Annotated in this window: 17 protein-coding genes; 3 read left to right on the top strand and 14 right to left on the bottom strand. The window is 47.7% G+C overall.

The features are described from left to right. Positions 1-41: 41 nt before the first annotated feature. Together AC8GE9_RS01185 and AC8GE9_RS01180 are read right to left on the bottom strand one after the other, a co-directional pair. Positions 42-377: an RnfH family protein gene (locus tag AC8GE9_RS01185; RefSeq protein ID WP_506675289.1), complete on the bottom strand. Its 336-nt coding sequence runs from the start codon at positions 375-377 to the stop codon at positions 42-44. Between the two features lie 20 nt (positions 378-397). Then, positions 398-832 carry a type II toxin-antitoxin system RatA family toxin gene (locus AC8GE9_RS01180; protein ID WP_506675288.1) on the bottom strand — a complete coding sequence of 145 codons (435 nt, stop codon included), beginning with the start codon at positions 830-832 and terminating at the stop codon, positions 398-400. Between the two features lie 89 nt (positions 833-921). Between AC8GE9_RS01180 and AC8GE9_RS01175 the strand changes: the two genes are divergently transcribed. Next, on the top strand, positions 922-2,037 hold the full coding sequence (locus AC8GE9_RS01175; RefSeq protein ID WP_506675287.1) for a transglycosylase SLT domain-containing protein: 1,116 nt from the start codon (positions 922-924) through the stop codon (positions 2,035-2,037). Between the two features lies 1 nt (position 2,038). On the opposite strand, the gene AC8GE9_RS01170 is transcribed toward AC8GE9_RS01175, so the two are convergent. The 3 genes from AC8GE9_RS01170 to AC8GE9_RS01160 form a co-directional block, all read right to left on the bottom strand. Next, on the bottom strand, positions 2,039-3,502 hold the full coding sequence (locus AC8GE9_RS01170) for an SGNH/GDSL hydrolase family protein (RefSeq protein WP_506675286.1): 1,464 nt from the start codon (positions 3,500-3,502) through the stop codon (positions 2,039-2,041). Between the two features lie 30 nt (positions 3,503-3,532). Further along, a complete protein-coding gene (locus AC8GE9_RS01165) occupies positions 3,533-5,038 on the bottom strand; it encodes a DHHW family protein (RefSeq protein WP_506676291.1) in 1,506 nt (501 codons plus the stop codon). Positions 5,039-5,103: 65 nt separating this feature from the next. Continuing rightward, positions 5,104-6,567 (bottom strand): MBOAT family O-acyltransferase, encoded by a 1,464-nt coding sequence (locus AC8GE9_RS01160; RefSeq protein WP_506675285.1) that lies wholly within the window; start codon positions 6,565-6,567, stop codon positions 5,104-5,106. A 191-nt stretch (positions 6,568-6,758) separates the two neighbouring features. Between AC8GE9_RS01160 and smpB the strand changes: the two genes are divergently transcribed. After that, the gene (gene smpB / locus AC8GE9_RS01155) at positions 6,759-7,220 is read left to right on the top strand and encodes an SsrA-binding protein SmpB (protein WP_506675284.1); all 462 of its coding nucleotides are present in this window, start codon (positions 6,759-6,761) and stop codon (positions 7,218-7,220) included. 67 nt (positions 7,221-7,287) lie between these two features. On the opposite strand, the gene ppsA is transcribed toward smpB, so the two are convergent. After that, complete coding sequence (gene ppsA / locus AC8GE9_RS01150) at positions 7,288-9,651, bottom strand: phosphoenolpyruvate synthase (protein WP_506675283.1); 2,364 nt, start codon at positions 9,649-9,651, stop codon at positions 7,288-7,290. 234 nt (positions 9,652-9,885) lie between these two features. Between ppsA and ppsR the strand changes: the two genes are divergently transcribed. Then, the gene (gene ppsR, locus AC8GE9_RS01145) at positions 9,886-10,722 is read left to right on the top strand and encodes a posphoenolpyruvate synthetase regulatory kinase/phosphorylase PpsR (RefSeq protein ID WP_506675282.1); all 837 of its coding nucleotides are present in this window, start codon (positions 9,886-9,888) and stop codon (positions 10,720-10,722) included. Between the two features lie 15 nt (positions 10,723-10,737). Here ppsR and AC8GE9_RS01140 read toward each other — a convergent pair whose 3' ends face one another. The 8 genes from AC8GE9_RS01140 to bamA all read right to left on the bottom strand — a co-directional run bounded on the left by AC8GE9_RS01140 (position 10,738) and on the right by bamA (position 18,629). Next, on the bottom strand, positions 10,738-11,517 hold the full coding sequence (locus tag AC8GE9_RS01140) for a TrmH family RNA methyltransferase (protein WP_506675281.1): 780 nt from the start codon (positions 11,515-11,517) through the stop codon (positions 10,738-10,740). Next, on the bottom strand, positions 11,514-12,143 hold the full coding sequence (gene rnhB / locus AC8GE9_RS01135) for a ribonuclease HII (RefSeq protein WP_506675280.1): 630 nt from the start codon (positions 12,141-12,143) through the stop codon (positions 11,514-11,516). The genes AC8GE9_RS01140 and rnhB overlap by 4 nt, the downstream gene beginning before the upstream one ends. A gap of 5 nt (positions 12,144-12,148) precedes the next feature. Next, positions 12,149-13,336 (bottom strand): lipid-A-disaccharide synthase, encoded by a 1,188-nt coding sequence (gene lpxB, locus AC8GE9_RS01130; RefSeq protein ID WP_506675279.1) that lies wholly within the window; start codon positions 13,334-13,336, stop codon positions 12,149-12,151. Continuing rightward, complete coding sequence (gene lpxA / locus AC8GE9_RS01125) at positions 13,333-14,127, bottom strand: acyl-ACP--UDP-N-acetylglucosamine O-acyltransferase (RefSeq protein WP_506675278.1); 795 nt, start codon at positions 14,125-14,127, stop codon at positions 13,333-13,335. Before lpxA ends, lpxB begins: the two co-directional genes overlap by 4 nt. A 3-nt stretch (positions 14,128-14,130) precedes the next feature. Next, entirely contained in the window at positions 14,131-14,580 is a 450-nt protein-coding gene (gene fabZ, locus AC8GE9_RS01120) for a 3-hydroxyacyl-ACP dehydratase FabZ (protein WP_506675277.1), read from the bottom strand. A gap of 8 nt (positions 14,581-14,588) precedes the next feature. Further along, positions 14,589-15,686 carry a UDP-3-O-(3-hydroxymyristoyl)glucosamine N-acyltransferase gene (gene lpxD / locus AC8GE9_RS01115; RefSeq protein ID WP_506675276.1) on the bottom strand — a complete coding sequence of 366 codons (1,098 nt, stop codon included), beginning with the start codon at positions 15,684-15,686 and terminating at the stop codon, positions 14,589-14,591. 12 nt (positions 15,687-15,698) lie between these two features. Continuing rightward, positions 15,699-16,265: an OmpH/Skp family outer membrane protein gene (locus tag AC8GE9_RS01110; RefSeq protein ID WP_506675275.1), complete on the bottom strand. Its 567-nt coding sequence runs from the start codon at positions 16,263-16,265 to the stop codon at positions 15,699-15,701. Between the two features lie 66 nt (positions 16,266-16,331). Next, the gene (bamA, locus tag AC8GE9_RS01105) at positions 16,332-18,629 is read right to left on the bottom strand and encodes an outer membrane protein assembly factor BamA (protein ID WP_506676290.1); all 2,298 of its coding nucleotides are present in this window, start codon (positions 18,627-18,629) and stop codon (positions 16,332-16,334) included. Positions 18,630-18,745 lie beyond the last annotated feature (116 nt).

Below are 18,745 nucleotides of genomic sequence, written 5' to 3'. Positions count from 1 at the left end.
CTCACGTTCTTCTGATCCTGAATGACCTGTCAAAGCAGCAATTATTGAGTCAGGTCATTAACGGGCATTTTCTTTTTAATATTTCTAACTTTTTCCCGATGCGCAGCGCGCCGTCTTCTGGCAATTTTCGGGTCTACACGTAAAGGCGCGTATATTTCTACCCGATCATGATCTTCGAGCGGGTGGTGGAGAGGCAAATGCTTACCAAAAATACCGACGCTGAGCTGTTCGATTGATCTGGCTGGAAAGTCACAAAAATAGCCTGAAGCACTTAGCGAGTGTTCAATCTTGGCGCCAGTTGGCAAGGTGAGTGAACGTTGCCAAAGGTTTCCCTGATGCATGGTCACCACCATGATTTGGATCGTGACTGTGCTCATCCTTAGAGTATCTGCCTCTTTCATTCGCCGTAACAAACGAGAGCGCGCTGTGTAAAAGAATCGATGAAGCTTGAAGCGATACGATTAAAAATGGGTCCCACCAAGGTTTCAAGGGTACGGTTAGAAAACTGATATTTCAATGTAAACAGTACCTTACAAGCATCTTGTGATAAAGAAATGAACTCCCATTTCCCCGTAAGATCAGAGAATGGACCATCTACGAGCTCGAGTTCGATGCAGCTTGGGTACTGATGCTTGTTACGGGTCGTAAAGGTTTGCTTGATGCCTGCAAAGGAAATGGTGATGGACGCCTGCATGCCATGTGCATCATGGGCAGACACAGAAGCGCCGCCACACCAGGGCATGAATTGAGGATATTTTTCAACATCTGCTACGAGGTCAAACATTTGACTGGCACTATGCAGCACCAAAACGGAACGCTCTACGGAATGCATTGTTAGTCGCGATTGGCTAGAATGATAGGATTTTACCGTTAGACGTTAATCTTAGGGAGCGTCTTTCAGCTTGAATAAGGGCTGAACTCATGTATGGACTTTCCACCAAGGCTTTGTTGTCGAGCCTTTGTCTCTTTTGTGTCATGTTGTCTGGCTGCGGTTATGTCAGTCAATCCACCGCGAACGATTTCGATGCGCAGAGCATCGCGCGGACTCATCGCCAGGCTGTCAGCATTTGGGTACCCATGAAAGAAGGGTTTGCTTTGGCTCCGCTTCATTCACCGATGGTCGAGCGTCAAATCAAGTTCTACACTGCGAGCGGTACGCATCTCCAAGACTCGCTTGAACTCTCCAGACCTTATTTGTATTTTGTCCTAGAAGAAGTCAAAAAAAGGAACATGCCGACGGAGATCGCGCTCCTACCTTTTTTGGAAAGCAGCTTCAATATTCGTCGAGGCAAAGGTCTGAATCCTGCTGGCTTATGGGGGTTGATGCCTGTTGCGGCAAGACATCTCAATTTAGCCCAAACCCCTTTTATGGATGAGCGTCGAGATATCGTGCGTTCAACGCAGGCGGCTCTAGATTTAGTGCAAGAGCTCTACGAAAAATTCGGAGATTGGCATCTCGCATTAGCTGCCTATAACTGGGGCCCAGGCAACATGAGCCTGGCCATTGCAAATAATCAGCGCAGAAAGCTCCCAACAAACTATCTTAGTTTGAGTATGCCAATCGAAACGATGGTATTTGTGCCTAAGTTGCTTGCACTAAAGAAAATAATCGAAGATCCGGTTGCATACAACATCGCATTACCAGATATTTTAAATAAGCCCTATTTTGAGAAAATTGAAGTCAAGCATGCCATTGATATCAGTGTCGTGACTCAATTAGCAGGAATTTCCCGAGACGAATTTATCGACCTGAATCCTTCCTTTAACAAGCCGTTGATTCCTGCAGGCAAAAATCAATTCTTACTTTTGCCAGTCACACATTTCGAGGCATTTCAAAAGAACTATCGGCAATTTGAGCAACCTCTTTCGCTCTGGCGATCGGTCATCGTTGAACAGCCACAATCTCTCGAAGTGTTTGCTAAGCAATGGCAGGTTGATCCTAACCGCACGCGACAGATGAATGGTTTGCCAATGGGTATCACCCTCAAGGCCGGGATGATGTTAGTCATCCCAAAGCCTAGCCTCAAAGACGATTAGTTCATCGTATTGGTACGAGAGACAGAATATGCGGCGTGCGGCGGATTTGAAGTGCACGTTGCGTAATGGCTTGACTGGCGGAGTCGATCCATGTGTTTGTAAAATCGGTATATGTCGATAGACGCACAGATCCGAAATCTGGAAGATCTCGAACACGGTCTGGACGCATCAGCATCCTCAGTTGGTCTTTTTGATAGAGCATGTCAAATAAACAATCGAAGTCATTCAAAAAAACATATTGATCTTTGTGATCGCAGGCTTTAAGTTCACGTTTTTCGACGACAGAAAGTTGCTTGCGATTGCTATCGGTTGGTATCAGATCGATTCCGCGCCCTAACTCCGTGGCGCTATAACTCCCCACGTTGACCCCATCAATCTGTACATGATAACGGGCCCCTTGTTCGAGTCCTTTGATGCGCCAAGTCATCCCTCTGAGTGCCTCGAGAGACTTATTCCCAAGGAGTTTCGTCTGTTCGGAGCTAGCAAGCATTGGAACCGGTGGCACCGCGCTTGCGATGTCAATGCTCGCTCCTTTTGCTCGATCCATGGTGGTGCGAATCTTGTCTATTTTTTTTGCATCCTTATCGACCCTATGAAACTCAGTCTCAAGAGTGGCATCGCGAAGCGTGCTTTCGATCAATGCGGGTTCCATATTGGCTCCGATCTGACGAAGAAACTCAACCGCCATGATCGCATGACCTGCAGCACTTGGATGAATACGATCCGGGATCAGCTTAAAGTCTGGCTTTGTAGCCGTAGCATTCAAGGCTTGTTTCATCGGTTCATGCCATTGAACCTTGATCACATCCGCAGAGACCTTGTGTCGACTCATCTCACTGACAAGTCGTTCAAGTTGTCGTTGTCTATCTATGATTTTGGCTTGTGCAGCGACACCAGCGATATGTGCGGGTGTGGGCTCCACCCAGATCACACGCTGGACGCCACCTTGTCTCAAACGATCAATGATGGCATCAATATTTTGGATAAAAGCGGCGTGTGGGCTACCTGCTGGATATCCCGCATCATTCATGCCAAAGTTCACCACCACAACGGTAGGTCGATGCGAGAGAACGTCTTGATCCAGGCGATTTAGACCATTGAGTGCAGAGTGTCCACCAATACCGGCATTAATAAAGGTCAGGTTAAGGTCTGGCCTTCTGAGTAAAAAAAATGTTTCTACGTAACGACCATAGGTGTGGGCAGCGGTAATGCTGTCGCCAAGCCAAACAATCCTGTCACCAGGTACAAAAAGCAAGCCGCTCGTTGGCCTCGGGCCAGTGGGACGCGCAGGAGTAGATGTATTTTTGTCAGAACCTTGCGTCAGCCCAGAGTTACTTGTTGTCACGCGCTCAGATTGAGCGCAAGAGGCCATGGTAAAGCTTAAGGTGGAAAGCAAGCAAACCAGCGCAGCCCTGCCACGCCTTTGGTGTGTGGATGTCATGCTAAACAATAATCTCTTGAACATCGGAATCTCCTGTTAATGCGATCTTTGATGCTATTGAGCAGCATCCTCTTGTTGTTTCTTGAGGCGCTTTTCCGCCTCGGTCAGCCAGGCCGTTGAACTTCCTCGCGCCACTTGCCGCATCCTCTCTTGGTGCGCACCGGAGTTTGCTGTAATCGTCGCATTAACAAATACTAGGTCGGTCACACCAAATGAATCCACAATATCCTGGATATTTCTAGAAACATAGCGATAGTCTAAGACGACGACACGATCAAAGTGCGGTAATAAATACGGTGCGAAAGCATTACCATAGGAATTTTTGATGACAAGTGCTGTTCTTCCGGTGCCTGCATTGGTATTTGAGGCCAATAGAGGAATATCACCGCCAAGAAACACAATATATCCTCTGCTTTTTTCAGCAAAAAAAGGTTGAGGCACAGGTGTTTTTTGTTGTGGTCCAGTATATTGCGTACCATCAAAGGTCACTGTTTTCGGGACATAATAATAAGATTCCTTGTCAGCGTGACGTAGCTCTGGTGCTTGGGTCAAGCTCCAATAAGAGCCTGCTACACCTGGCACAGATCGTTTGTCAAAGTCGGATAGTTCTAGGGGGACCACACCTGCCACTTTAGCCCAGGCGCGATAAGCATAGTATGCCCCGAGCCCAGTCCAATGGTGGTCAGATTTATAAAATAAGAACTGATCTTGATGCCCTTCCATTTCTTTAATGACATCTGCAAAGCGAACTTCCGGTAATAAAGCATTTCGCAGTGCTGTCAGATTTTTTTCCTCCGAGGTTGTGCGCGCGCGTGCGGCGGGAGGTAAGTAGAAATGACTGCTTGTTGGCGTCACGACAACGGTGGATGTCATCCCGGCTCTCTTTTTAGCAACAAGCTCAACCCAAGTATTCACCGCATTGGCGTAGCCTTGAGCACCCCGGTCTGTACCTTGAAACATAAACAGCGCTTGTCCCTCATGTAAAAGCACGCCTCCTACGACATTAAGAGGTTTTTGTTGAGGAGCTGCTTTGGTCTTAATGACAATCCCCACATGTTCATTTTCATCTGCAACAAAAAAATCGCTTTCTGAGGAGACCTCAGAGACCGCGATCACCTCTGGCACAACTTCAGGAACAATATCAAAAGCAATATCAGAAGCGGTTTCAATAACAGTTTCAACAACAGTTTCAACAACAGTTTCAGGAGCAGTTTCAACAACAGTTTCTGAAACTGTTTCAGGCACAGTTTCAGCGACGGCCCATTGACTCACGTTATCGAAAGCGGTTTCCATATCTTTAACTTGAATCACGCGATTTTTGAGTTCAACACCACGATAGGTTCGAATCATAAAGGCAACTTCAGTTAGCCAAGCACGTCCAGGAAAATGGTCAGCGACATAGGTTTCTACGCCTTGGGCGAACTGCCCATTCAATACGCTTTCCTTGCTAAGAGTCGGCCACTGCGCAAGGCGCCGATTTTCTAACTGGGATACTTCCTGATTAAATCGAAATGTATATACAAAAAGAATGCCAACACATATGACAACGCCGATCAGCATCAAGGCATGAAACCGAGACGAACTCTGATACTTGTTCAATGATATTTTAGAGTCTGCTTGCATCGCTAGAACCTAAAATAGATAAAGGGGTTGTAGCTTTGACCCACCAAAAGCGCTGTAGATGAAACAAGCAATATCGAGTCCACGATCAATAAAACGATGGATTGTGTACTAGGACGCCATTGCTCGAAGCGAAGCCACTGGATGTTGTCTTGAAGCCATTGCCCAAGGGGCATGCACCAAAGCACGGCGAACACAAGCCAGAGTGCATGCGAGGATAAATCACTCATTGTTGTGATACCTGTCATCTCTGCATCGGTATAACCAAAAATGATGTACAAAAAAGTTGTCAGGCGTGACAAGTCAGTGAAGTAAAACAATGCCCAACCAAGCGTCACGATAAACATCAGATAAAAATGACTGATCGCAACCGGAAGAGCCTGTAGTAAGCGTTCTATGAATAGTCTTTCGAGAGCAATCCATACGCCAAAGTAAAGCCCCCACAGCATGAAATTCCAACTTGCGCCATGCCAGAAACCTGTGAGGGCCCAAACGATGAATAAATTGCGTAATCCCCAGCGTTGATTCCCTCCCAGAGGGATATAGACATAGTCTCTAAAAAAAGTACCCAGAGAAATATGCCAGCGTCGCCAGAAATCCGTAACCGATTTGGCGATGTATGGATAGTTAAAATTCTCTCTATAGTGAAAACCAAACATCATTCCCAAACCAATTGCCATATCGGAATATGCTGAAAAATCAAAATAGATTTGAATCGTAAACATGGCCAGTCCAAGCCAAGCATCGGCGACTGACAAGGTGGACAAGTCACCCCCAAGCGTGCGTTGAGCCCATTCCCCAGCTACGTTCGCGATAAACACTTTTTTAAAAAGACCCACACATACACGATGCAGCCCGAGACTGAAGTCGCTCCAGGTATGGACGCGGTGATTAATTTCATTGGCGATGTGCACATAACGCACGATCGGACCTGCGACAAGCTGATGAAAGAGGCTGACATATAAAAGAAAATCTAGAAATTTTCTTTGCGCCCTGACCTCGCCTCGATAAACATCGACAACATATGAGAGAATTTGAAAGCTATAAAAAGAGATGCCGATGGGTAATGCGAACCCGGGGTTATCAAGCCCAGTAATAAAAGCATAATTAATATTTTCAACAATAAAGTCGCTGTACTTGAAAATGGCCAGCAAACCTAAGTTCGCCAAGATAGCGAATGTAACGGCGATTTTTTTTCCAAAAACTGTTTTGCAACGTTCTAACCAAAGTCCAACGAGCCAACCTACAGAGGAGCTCAGTATGAGTAGAACCACCCATATCGGTTCTCCCCAGCCGTAAAAAAAGAAACTGGACGCCACTAAGATCAGATTTTGAGCCTGGGTGGCATAGCTGTGATCTGCTAAACCGCCATGTTCCGTGCGTCGACCGATCTTTGAGCCTATCAAATAGTAGATAATGAGGCAGACCGGCAAAAACAGATATAAAAAGACCAGCGAGGAAAAAACCATAACAGCCCGATATCGACTTTATCGCTGAGCGCCTGAAAGCTGGAGCTTAACGTCTGTAATTTTTTGAAAAATTTAGTAACCAGAATTTTAACGATTTTTCGTTATGATTGAGTGTTTAGAGACAGTTTAGTTTGTCGGTCATCCAATACCGGTTGTTTTTGTTGCATATGCGTCAGTGACGCAGGGATCTTATGAGTATTATTGAAAACCGGAAGGCTTTTCACGACTACACCATCGAAGAGCGCTTTGAAGCAGGTCTCGTGCTTCAGGGCTGGGAAGTCAAAGCTATTCGTGCGGGTAGAGCCCAACTCAAAGAAAGCTATGTTGTGGTTCTTGATGGCGCACTTTGGTTGCTGGGTATGCACATCAGTCCTTTACATTCTGCCTCCACACACATCCATCCGGATGCAATGCGGACACGAAAGCTTTTGCTCAAAGCCGAAGAAATCAGCAAGTTGATTGGCAAAGTAGAACAACGAGGCTTTGCACTTGTTCCTATCAATTTACATTTTAAGAACGGTCGTATCAAGCTCGACTTCGGACTTGGAAAAGGTAAAAAACTCCATGATAAGCGCGATGCAGCCCAAGAAAAAGACTGGGCTCGTGAAAAAGAGCGTCTGATGAAACACGACACGAAAACAAGAGACTCATAGATTGCACCGCCTATAGATAGCTAGGCCCCTTCTTGATAGAGGGGGCCCAATCATTTTTTAGACTCGACTATTCCGCAAGCTTTTTCCAAGTGTCGACAACGGTATCTGGATTGAGCGACATAGACAAAATGCCTTCGTTTTTTAGCCAGATCGCAAAATCTGCATAGTCGCTAGGTCCTTGACCACAAATGCCGACATATTTGCCTGCCTTCAAACACGCCTGAATCGCACGCCGGAGCATGAATTTGACAGCTTCATCACGTTCGTCAAAGTCAAGGGCGAGTAACTCCATTCCAGAGTCACGATCCAGTCCCAACGTCAGTTGTGTCATATCGTTCGAACCGATCGAAAATCCATCAAAATGCTCGAGAAACTGTTCAGCCAAGATTGCGTTTGAGGGAACCTCACACATCATAATGATGCGCAAGCCATGTTGACCCCGCACCAAACCGTGAGAAGCCAAGAGCTGAATCACACGTTCGGCTTGTTTAACGGTTCGAACAAAAGGCACCATGATTTCGACGTTCGTGAGCCCCATCTCTTGGCGCACGCGCTTTAGCGCTTCACACTCCATTTTGAAACACTCCGCAAAGTCTGCGGAAATATAGCGTGAGGCACCGCGAAAACCCAACATTGGATTCTCTTCTTCGGGCTCATAGCGTGAACCGCCTACAAGCTTTCGATATTCATTCGACTTGAAATCAGACAATCTAACAATGACGGGCTTGGGATAAAACGCAGCACCAATCGTCGCGATGCCATCCGCAAGTTTGTCAACAAAAAAAGCGCGTGGGCTGGAGTGGCCACGAGCCGCCGACTCGACTGCGATTTTGAGCTCAGCATCGACGTTTGGATAGTCCAGCACGGCTTTTGGATGGATACCAATATTGTTATTGATAATGAACTCAAGACGAGCTAGACCCACACCGTGGTTAGGGATCTGAGAAAAATCAAAGGCTAATTGTGGGTTGCCGACATTCATCATCACTTTGAGGCCTACATCGGGCATCGCACCGCGTCGAACCTCTTCGATTTCAGTCTCGATCAATCCATCGTAGATTCTGCCCTCGTCACCTTCTGCGCATGAAACGGTGACTTGCTGATCTTCTTTTAAGCGATCGGTTGCATCCGCGCAGCCTACGACAGCAGGTATGCCAAGCTCACGCGCAATGATGGCGGCATGACAAGTGCGACCACCTCGATTCGTCACGATGGCCGATGCACGTTTCATCACGGGTTCCCAATTGGGATCCGTCATATCTGTGACCAATACATCCCCGGCCTGCACCTTGTCCATTTCAGAAAGATCGCTGACAATACGGACGGGGCCTGAGCCGATCTTCTGACCAATCGCGCGACCCGTCACGATCACTTTCCCCGTTGCTTTTAACTTGTAGCGTTGTTGGATATCACTGTGACCTTGCTGTGACTTGACCGTCTCAGGGCGTGCTTGGAGGATATAGATTTTGCCATCGACGCCATCTCGTCCCCATTCAATATCCATGGGGCGCTGATAGTGCTTTTCAATAATGACTGCGTAACGCGCGAGTTCGTTGACTTCATCATCAGTGAGCGAAAAGCGATTGCGTTCAGAGACAGGCACGTCCACGGTGCGAACCGCCAGTCCCATGGCTCGCGTGGGATCAAATTCCATTTTGATCAATTTGGAGCCGATACGCCGATTGACAATTGGATAATGTCCCGATGCAAGCGTCGGCTTAAAGACGTAAAACTCATCAGGATTGACCGCACCCTGTACGACTGTTTCACCTAAGCCGTAAGAAGAAGTGATAAAAACGACATCCTCGAAACCTGACTCGGTGTCGAGGGTAAACATCACACCCGCGCTGCCCTTGTCAGAGCGAACCATGCGTTGAATGCCGGCGGAAAGTGCGACATCCGCATGGGCATACCCCTTGTGAACACGATAGGAAATCGCACGGTCGTTATAGAGCGATGCAAAAACATGACGAATCTTGTCAATGATGTCGTCAAAGCCGACAACATTTAGAAAAGTTTCTTGTTGACCCGCAAAAGAGGCATCGGGTAAGTCTTCAGCTGTGGCTGAAGAACGCACGGCAAAAGAACCGTTGCCCTCTGCATCAAGCAAGGCAAACGCTTTTTTAATATCTGAGTGCAACTGATCTGGCAAAGGTGCCTCAACAATCCACTGACGAATCTGCCCTCCTGCCAAAGCAAGTTCGCGAACATCCTCGGGATTGAGCGTAGAAAGGCGCTCAGCAATACGGACGTCAAGACCTGTTCCGGACAGAAAGTCACGGAAGGCCTGCGCAGTGGTGGCAAAGCCACCAGGTACACGAACTCCAGCATCTGAAAGCTGGCTAATCATTTCGCCTAAAGAGGCGTTCTTTCCTCCAACAGAGTCAACATCCGTCATACGGAGCTGCTCAAAAGACACGACATATGACATGAAAGTCACCCTTTTACAATGTGAGAAAGCGAGTTTGGTGAGAACAGTCAGCGTTTCGTCTCGCAGCAATGTTACAAAAATGCGTGCATGCGAGTGTTTACGGGTGTTTACGAGTGCTTACGAGTGCTTACGGGTACTCACCAAACTGGCCTTGGCCGTTTTTGGGTGACAATCTAACGAGCTCATGTTGCACTGCATTATACTACTCAAGACTCTGACTTTGGACCTTCTGAAATGAATATGAGTGCAACTGAACGGACTGTTTTCATTATTTCAGATGGAACGGGTATCACTGCAGAAACCTTTAGTCACTCCGTCCTATCCCAGTTTGAGTCAGTGACGTTTAGACAGGTTCGAGTGCCATTTATTGACTCTGTTGAAAAGGCAGATACCGTGGTGCAGCGTATTAATCGCTGCGCCGCAGATCAAGGAACTGCCCCGATTGTCTTTACAACACTCGTCAATCCTGATGTGTTAGGACGGGTCAAACTCGCCAATGCTTTGTTTTTAGATTTGTTTGGTGCCTTTGTAGAGCCCCTCGAACACAATCTAGGTATGAAATCGAGCCATTCGATCGGTAAATCCCACAAAGCCGCTAGCTCGATGCAATACAGAAATCGCATCGAAGCCATCAACTTCAGCCTGGCACATGATGATGGGCAATTTGTGTCTGGACTCGCTCAGGCTGACGTGATCTTGATCGGTGTCTCTCGCTGTGGGAAAACACCAACAAGCCTCTACCTGGCGATGCAATATGGGGTCAAGGCCGCTAATTTTCCATTGATTCCAGAGGATTTTGACCGAGGTGCTCTTCCCTCAACGTTGATGCCCTTTCGAACAAAGCTCTTTGGGCTCACGATTCAACCAGAACGCCTGATGGAAGTTCGCCAAGAGCGACGTCCTGACAGTCTTTATGCTTCACTCCCCCAATGTCGTCACGAAGTTGCAGAAGCAGAACGCCTGATGCGCAGAGAGTCCATCCCTATGCTCTCAACCACCACCAAGTCGATCGAGGAAATCTCGACCACGGTATTGCATGATGTTGGACTAGATCGACATTCCGCGTATTGATCAAATGTGCTTCGTTTATTGAGAGAGGTGGTGTTGACGCCTTTGTTCAAACAAACAAATGGCAGAGGCCACGGTGACGTTCAGGGATTCGACAGCACGATCATGCATGATTTTGATTCGTAGGTCGGCGCGTGCAAGAAGTTCAGGGTTGACTCCTTGTCCTTCGTTACCGAATACCCACGCTGCATGTTTAGGCAAGTCTGTCATATAGAGATCACGCGCATCCTCAAGTGTTGTCACAATCATGGGCACTGCCAATGACGACGACAGACTTTTCAGATCTGTCTGTTCATGCAGCTTCAATAGGAAATGCGCGCCTTGCGCACTACGCAGCACCTTGGGCGACCACAATCCAGCTGTACCAACAGAAGCAAACACACGCTTGATGCCTGCAGCAGCACAGGTTCGTAAAATAGCACCTACATTGCCGGGATCCTGCAGTCGATCTAGCAATACGATTGTTTCAACTATTTTTTCTGGAATCGGATGAATCGTTGGTTGCGCAACAAACAATACACCTTGATCCGTATCGACGCTGGAGAGGTTGCCGAGCAGGGATCCAGACATCGTGAGGCATACGTCTGGATTTAATTTTTCGATTAAACCGGATAGCTGTGACTGAGACACGCGCTCAAGGTCGAAAATGGCATATTTAGGTTGTTTGCCCAAGGCGAGCCAAGATTCGCATAGATGTATGCCTTCAAGCAAAATAGGTTCATCTCTCCTGCCTGCGCTTGACTGCCATTTGTAGAGCTGCTTATAAAGTGGATTTGAGCGGGACTCGATATGTTTCATGTTGTTTCCAAACAAGCGCGCACTGGCGCAAAACTGCGCCGATGTACTGGACTCGGACCATACTGCTTAAGTCGTGCCATATGTAGTGCTGTTCCGTAGCCTTTGTGCTGATCGAATGCGTATTGTGGATAGAGGATGTGAAGACGTTTCAGGTCATGATCTCTCGCTGTTTTTGCGAGAATAGACGCAGCCGATATCGCTGGAATCAGCGCGTCACCTTTGATGATGGTTTGAACTCGGCAACTCAGACGAGGCGGCTGATTACCATCGACCCAAGCGAGTTCAGGCTGAATTGAAAGCCCTTCAACAGCACGCTTCATCGCCAAAAGCGTCGCTTGTAAAATATTCAAGCGATCAATTTCCTCAACAGTGGCAATGCTCACTGACCAACACAGCGCGTGGGCTTTGATCTGTTCGGCGAGAAGCTCGCGTTTTTTCTCTGATAGGACTTTTGAATCAGCAAGTCCCTCGATGGGATGATGACGATCGAGAATCACAGCGGCTGCGTAAACATCGCCTGCCAGCGGACCCCGACCCGCCTCATCAACGCCAGCGGCATAAAGCGTTGTTTCTTTCTGTAAATCAAAAAGACTGGCTTGAGATGCATGCGGAGTTGATTTTGCCATTTGATTTAACGGCGATTGAGGGCGATCGACTCAATAACCTGTGCCACGCGAACAGGTGTATTGCAACGCAGCGTATGATGCATTTCAGTAAAACGACGACTGATGCGCTCACAACGATTCGCATCATTTAATAAAGCCAAAAGTTCCTGAGCCAAGTTTTCGGGTGTGGCATCCTCTTGAATCCGTTCGGGAACGACAAAGTCGTTGAGCAAAACATTAGGCAAACCCACCCAAGGTAAATAAGGACGTTCCTGCCCTGATTTCCAGGCCATGATTTTGCGCACTAAGGGTGAGACTGCATAGGAAATCACCATGGGTTTTTTGAATAACGCTGTTTCGAGCGTTGCGGTACCGCTTGCAACAAGCGCAACATCACACGCCTCAAGAACAGACCAGGCGATCGGCTCAGCCATGCCGATTGCTTGGGGTTGCGACCTCACGATTTGCAAGTGATTAACTGGATATTGCGTTAAAAAAACCTTGAATTCGCGTTCTCTCTGCTCATTGACCATGGGGACAACGAACTGTAGAGAAGGATCATGCTTTTGTAAGCGTTGGGCTGTTTGTAAAAATCGCGGCGCAATCAGTTTGATCTCTGAAGCACGGCTACCAGGTAAAACTGCAATCACTCTCGCTTGTTGATCCAGCCCCAGGCGCGTGCGCGCTGCTTGTTGATCTGGTTCTATCGCAATCGCATCGGCCATGGGATGACCAACATAGGTAACAGGAATACCTTCTTTTTTGTAAATAGCCTCTTCGAAAGGAAACAATACGAGCATGTGAGAAACAGCTTCACGAATGAAATGAATGCGCTCGTAGCGCCAAGCCCAAATTGACGGACCTACAAAATGCACAGTAGGGATACCCGACTTACGTAAGCGATGCTCCAAACGTAAATTAAAGTCTGGAGCGTCGACCCCTAAAAAAACAGAAGGCGGCTCTCGCAACCAGCGGTTCTTAACGTTTTGGTAAATATGAAATAAAGAAGGTAAACGCTTGATTGCATCCACATATCCAAAGACACTGAGCGCATGCATAGGATGCCAGACGTCCAAACCTTCGGCCGTCAAATGCGGACCGCCTATCCCCTCTGGGCGAACCAAGGGATCTGCTTGTTTAAGTCCTGCCAATACTTTAGCGGCGATGATGTCACCCGAGGGCTCGCCCGCAATGAGCCCAAGGCGCCACGTCATGGTCGAATGATGCCGCGCGCACTCGCCTCTACAAAGTCGAGCAAGGGTTGAAGCGCTTGGGCAACGCCGGGTTCAAGTTGTTGTCTGTTGCGAATTTCAGCGCAAGCATCCCCTAGGCTTAAACCACGTCTATAAATAATCTTGTAGGCATCGCGCAGTGCACTGATTGACTCAGGAGAAAATCCACGGCGTTTAAGCCCTTCGACATTAATACCAACCGGGACGCAGGGATTGCCAGAGCCCATCACAAAGGGTGGAATATCCATATGGAGCGCGCTTTGACCGCCCGTCATGCTGTGTGCGCCGATCTTGCCAAACTGATGTACCGCAGCAAGACCACCGACGATGGCCCAATCACCGATGTGGACATGACCACCCATTTGAACGCCATTGGCAAGAATCGTTTGGTTGCCAATCTGACAGTCGTGCGCGACATGGACATAGGCCATGATCCAGTTGTCCGAACCAAGTCGAGTCACACCGCCGTCCTGAACTGTGCCGGTATTAATCGTGACGTATTCACGCACCATATTGCGATCACCCATGACAAGTTGGGTGGGTTCGCCTGCATATTTTTTATCCTGAGGCATGCCCCCAATCGAGCAAAAACGATAAAAATGATTGCCTTGACCAATGGTCGTCTCACCATCAATGATGCAATGAGGACCAATAATCGTATCAGCACCGATACGGACACCCGGTCCGATGATGGAGTAAGCCCCGACTGAAACCGAAGGATGTAAATGCGCTTTGGGGTCAATGAGAGCGGTCGGATGGATGATTGCAGCCATTTATTATTCCATTGGTCTGACAGCACACATCAATTTAGCCTCAGCGACGACTTTTCCATCAACAAAGGCATGACCTTGATATTTACAAATACTACGACCCAAGCGCTCGGCAACAACCTCAATGGACAGTTGATCACCTGGTAATACAGGTTTGCGAAATCGAGCGCCGTCAATTCCAACAAAATAATACAAAGTCTCCTCATCTTTGGGTTTGAGGCCTGCCTCATCTGCAAAAGAAAATATTGCAGCGGCTTGTGCCATGGCCTCAAGAATCAGCACACCTGGCATCACTGGATGATGAGGGAAATGTCCTGCAAAAAAAGGCTCGTTAATAGATACATTTTTAAGCGCCTTGATCGATTTTCCCGGCACCATGTCGATCACGCGATCAATCAACAACATCGGATAACGATGAGGAAGTCTGTCGAGAATACTTTTAATATCAAGTTGCATAACTTATCCTAGTTGCTGTCGCGCTCAAGTGCTCTGACCCGCTTGCGCAGCCCAGATAACTGTGTGATGACCGCAGCATTTCGCTGCCATTCTTTGTGTTCTGCATAGGGGTAAACACCGGTATAACGCCCCGGTTGATCAATGCTCGCGATAATGCCTGTTCCGCCTGAGATATGCACATCATCACAAATCACGAGATGACCTGAAACGCCGGCCATCCCGCCAATCGTGCAACGTGACCCAATCACGGTCGATCCAGCGATACCCACACATGCTGCAATCGCGGTATGCGCACCAATCACGCAATTGTGACCAATCATGACTTGGTTGTCGATTTTGACGCCATCTCCAATGATGGTGTTATCGAGCGCTCCTCTGTCAATGGTTGTGTTGGCGCCAATTTCTACGTCATGACCGATCAGCACAACGCCTAACTGTGGAATTTTCCCCCAAGCACCTTTTGAAAGGCTTGGATCGGGTGCAAAACCAAAGCCGTCCGCTCCTAGTACGACACCGCTATGGATGATCGCTCGATCACCCACTTTGACGCCATAATAAATAGAGACGCGAGGATATAGGTTAGAGGAAGAGCCGATCTCGACATCATCACCTAAAAAACAACCTGCGCCAATCTGAGTCATTGCCCCTACAACACAACGTGCTCCAATGACCGCATGGGGGCCAATGCGTGCACTTGGGGAAATAATCGCCGTAGGGTCAACGACTGCAGTCGCATGAATGTCAGGCTCATAAGACGGCCGACTCGCCCATTCGAACCATTGAGAGATTCGGGCGTAAAGAAGATAGGGATGCCTACAGACAATGCGCGTAAATTGAGGCGCTGGGGATGTTTGAGCGAGCTTTTCTTCGATTTCAGGAAGAACAATCACCGCGCAAGCGCGTGTGCGTGCTAAGTGATCAAGATATTTAGGATGAACAATAAAGGAGATCTCAAGCTCACTCGCATGAGCAAGAGAGCCTAAACCGGCGATACGCGGATCATTATCGAGACCCGCAGACACCACATTTTGAACTAAGCCGCCGGGAACGGCACGTAAAAGTTCAGAGAGAAGAGGTGCCCGTGCAGGGTCTAACAGGACGGGCATGAGTTGATCTTATTATTTGGCACCCAACGCTTGAATCACCTTTTCAGTAATATCAATACGTGGGTTAACAGTGACTGCATCCTGCAGAATCATATCGTAATTGTCTTTTTCAGCGATAAGCTTGATCGCTGTATTGGCGCGCTCGATGATGGTCGCGAACTCTTCATTGCGGCGACGGTTAAAGTCTTCTTGGAGCTCGCGACGCTTACGCTGAAGGTCTGCATCGATATTGGCCAATTCGCGCTGACGCTTATTGCGATCAGATTCAGAAAGAACAGGCGCGTCTTTTTCAAATTTTTGAGCAGCAGTGCGTAGATTGTTGCCGAGTCGCTGAATTTCTTCTTCGCGTTTCTTAAATTCGGCTTCAATTTTTGTTTGAGCTGTTTTGGCAGGCGCAGAGTCTCTCAAAATTCGCTCCGTGTTGACAAAGCCGATTTTAGAACCCTGCGCATGTGCAACATTACCCAAGACCACAGCGAACATGACGCATGAAAAAACGATGACCCACGCCAAGCGGTGTTTGACAAAGCCAATAGGCGTAGCGCGCATTTGTAACTGGGGGACGTAAGTTGCAACCATTATTAAATTCTCTCGATAAACGAATACAGATTGGTATTGTGCCACTAAAAAGTACTATCTAAATTTTTAGAAACCTGTCCCGATTTGAAATTGGAAGATTTGCGTATTGTCACCCGGCTTGGAGTTCAAAGGCCTGGCAAAAGATAACTGGAGTGGTCCCAAAGGCGAAACCCAAGACAAGCCGATACCAGCAGAGTATCGCATCTGGCCAAAGTCAATGGCTGTATCATTGCCTAAACCGTCAGTACCAAAAACCTGACCTCCGTCAGCGAAGGCAAACCAGCGCAGCGAACGATCCTTCTGGGTGCCAGGGAATGGGAGGTAAAACTGAACATTACCCACTACCCGCTTGGATCCACCCAGATACGTGCCAGTAAAGGGATCGGTTGGGCCGAGGGAGTTTTGTGAATAACCTCTAACAGTGCCAATACCACCTGCGTAGACGTTTTTAATGATGGGATAGGGATAATCAGTCTTGTAACTGTTACCGAAATCAAACATCCCATTGAATGCGAGGGTAAAGTCGCGGCCGATTGGAACATAGGTCTGGTGTTGCGCACCAAACATATAGTAATCCAAGCTACCTGTGCCAACATCGAGCTTGAGCCGAGTAAAGGAGCCCTTGGTCGGACTCAGGGCGCTGTCACGATTGTCTTTTGACCAACCCAAATTCAGAATCGCGGCCGTCGTTGTCTCACCATAGTCTCTCACGTACTCGCGATAAGCCAGCGGAGAGTTATCAAACAAACCAATCGAATTTCGTTCGAGGTTGACACCTAAGAAAATCCGATTAAATTCGCTGATAGGTATACCAAAGTTCAAACCTAAACCACCCGTCGTGACTTTATAGTTACCTGGGTTGTTGGAATAAGGCGTCATCGTGCGATAGTAAATTGAACTCGTACGACTCACGCCGTCATTGGTAAAGTACGGATCAGTATGTGCCAACACAGCGCTGCGGTTAGAGGCCCCTGTGTTGAGGTTGAGCGTCAAGTTTGTACCGCTTCCGAAGACGTTATCTTCGGAAATACCCGCAGACAAAAGTACTCCGTCGACTTGTCCGTAACCGACTCCTAAATTCAGCATACCCGTTGGCTTTTCTTCAACGGTCAGATTGATATCGACCTGATCTGGTGACCCAGGAACAGGATCGGTTCCTACTTTAACTTCTTTAAAGTAGCCAACACGGTCAAGTCGATCCCGTGATAATTTGATTTTGCCTGCATCATACCAAGCAGCTTCAGGCTGACGCACTTCACGGCGAATCACCTCATCCTTGGAGCGATGGTTCCCAACGACTTGGATCCGACGAACATATACACGTCGACTTGGATCAATGTAAAAAGTGACTTCCGCTGTTTGATTTTCGCGATTAAGCACTGGGTTGGGATTGACGTTGGCAAATGCATAACCTAAACCACCAAGATAATCAGAAATGCCTTTAGCTGTCTCATTTGTTTTTGTGCCAGAAAAAATTTGCCCGGGTTTTAACTGAACAAATTGCTTGATTTCACTTTCAAGCCCTAACAGGTCACCCGCCAGCTTGACCTCAGAAACTGTGTACGGTTTACCTTCAGACACTGTCAAGGTGATGAATATGTCTTTTCGGTCACCGGAAATAGAAACCTGAGGAGGTTCTATTTTGAACTCTAGATAGCCGCGATCAAGATAAAAGGATTTGATGGCTTCGACGTCTTTTTCAAGCTTTTCTCGTGAGTACTTATCGGAATCGGTATACCAGGTCAACCATCCAGGAGTCGTCAGAGACATCAAGTCGCGTAACCTGCTCTGAGTAAATGCGGTATTTCCAATAATATTGATTTCACGAATACGTGAAACCCCGCCTTCGAAAAGGTCAAAGTTGATGCCGACTCGATTTCGTGGCAAAGGGGTGACGGTCGGCGAGATTTCAACCGCGTACTTTCCTTTATTGAGATACGCTTGACGCAACTCAAACTGTGCTTGCTCGAGCATGGATTGGTCAAACACACGTCCTTGCGCAAAACCCACTTGCTTGAGATTGCCAATAATGGCATCTGTCTCAAACTCTTTCATACCCGTAAACGTGATCGCGGCAATCGTCGGACGTTCTTGAACCGCAACAACCACAACACGATTTGCGGTCTGAATGCGAACGTCAGCATAAAGACCTGTCGCATAAAGTTTTCTAATCGATTCTGTGGCAAGCGCTTCAGTAAATCTCTGGCCAACTTTAAAGGGGAGCTGTGCAAAGATCGAACCTGGTTCTGTGCGTTGCATTCCTTCGACCCGAATATCGCTCACCACGAAAGGTTCGAAGGCTTGCGCACCAAAAGGAATAAGCAGTGATGCCAACAAAAGCACCTGACACAAGGCATGCGTCATCAAGCGCAGGGCTTTGTCGAACAGATATGGCAAACGAACGAGCATCCCGGGTAATCCTCAAATATCTTCTGTATAGGTGAATGTTGAGCTGAAAAAAAACAGCATTTTGTTGATTT

Origin of the sequence: Zwartia lucis, assembly GCF_965234455.1 — a bacterium.
Taxonomy (GTDB): domain Bacteria; phylum Pseudomonadota; class Gammaproteobacteria; order Burkholderiales; family Burkholderiaceae_B; genus Zwartia; species Zwartia lucis.
Note: the sequence above shows the minus strand (reverse complement) of the source record. Positions and strands in the feature narration are given on the sequence as shown.

Coding starts and splice junctions, on each gene's coding strand:
- ppsR (WP_506675282.1), top strand. CDS start 9,886: ATGAATATGAGTGCAACTGAACGGACTGTTTTCATTATTTCAGATGGA.
- lpxD (WP_506675276.1), bottom strand. CDS start 15,686: ATGCCCGTCCTGTTAGACCCTGCACGGGCACCTCTTCTCTCTGAACTT.
- AC8GE9_RS01175 (WP_506675287.1), top strand. CDS start 922: ATGTATGGACTTTCCACCAAGGCTTTGTTGTCGAGCCTTTGTCTCTTT.
- AC8GE9_RS01180 (WP_506675288.1), bottom strand. CDS start 832: ATGCATTCCGTAGAGCGTTCCGTTTTGGTGCTGCATAGTGCCAGTCAA.
- lpxA (WP_506675278.1), bottom strand. CDS start 14,127: ATGGCTGCAATCATCCATCCGACCGCTCTCATTGACCCCAAAGCGCAT.
- ppsA (WP_506675283.1), bottom strand. CDS start 9,651: ATGTCATATGTCGTGTCTTTTGAGCAGCTCCGTATGACGGATGTTGAC.
- AC8GE9_RS01185 (WP_506675289.1), bottom strand. CDS start 377: ATGAGCACAGTCACGATCCAAATCATGGTGGTGACCATGCATCAGGGA.
- fabZ (WP_506675277.1), bottom strand. CDS start 14,580: ATGCAACTTGATATTAAAAGTATTCTCGACAGACTTCCTCATCGTTAT.
- AC8GE9_RS01160 (WP_506675285.1), bottom strand. CDS start 6,567: ATGGTTTTTTCCTCGCTGGTCTTTTTATATCTGTTTTTGCCGGTCTGC.
- smpB (WP_506675284.1), top strand. CDS start 6,759: ATGAGTATTATTGAAAACCGGAAGGCTTTTCACGACTACACCATCGAA.
- AC8GE9_RS01165 (WP_506676291.1), bottom strand. CDS start 5,038: ATGCTGATCGGCGTTGTCATATGTGTTGGCATTCTTTTTGTATATACA.
- bamA (WP_506676290.1), bottom strand. CDS start 18,629: ATGACGCATGCCTTGTGTCAGGTGCTTTTGTTGGCATCACTGCTTATT.
- lpxB (WP_506675279.1), bottom strand. CDS start 13,336: ATGACGTGGCGCCTTGGGCTCATTGCGGGCGAGCCCTCGGGTGACATC.
- AC8GE9_RS01140 (WP_506675281.1), bottom strand. CDS start 11,517: ATGAAACATATCGAGTCCCGCTCAAATCCACTTTATAAGCAGCTCTAC.
- AC8GE9_RS01110 (WP_506675275.1), bottom strand. CDS start 16,265: ATGGTTGCAACTTACGTCCCCCAGTTACAAATGCGCGCTACGCCTATT.
- AC8GE9_RS01170 (WP_506675286.1), bottom strand. CDS start 3,502: ATGTTCAAGAGATTATTGTTTAGCATGACATCCACACACCAAAGGCGT.
- rnhB (WP_506675280.1), bottom strand. CDS start 12,143: ATGGCAAAATCAACTCCGCATGCATCTCAAGCCAGTCTTTTTGATTTA.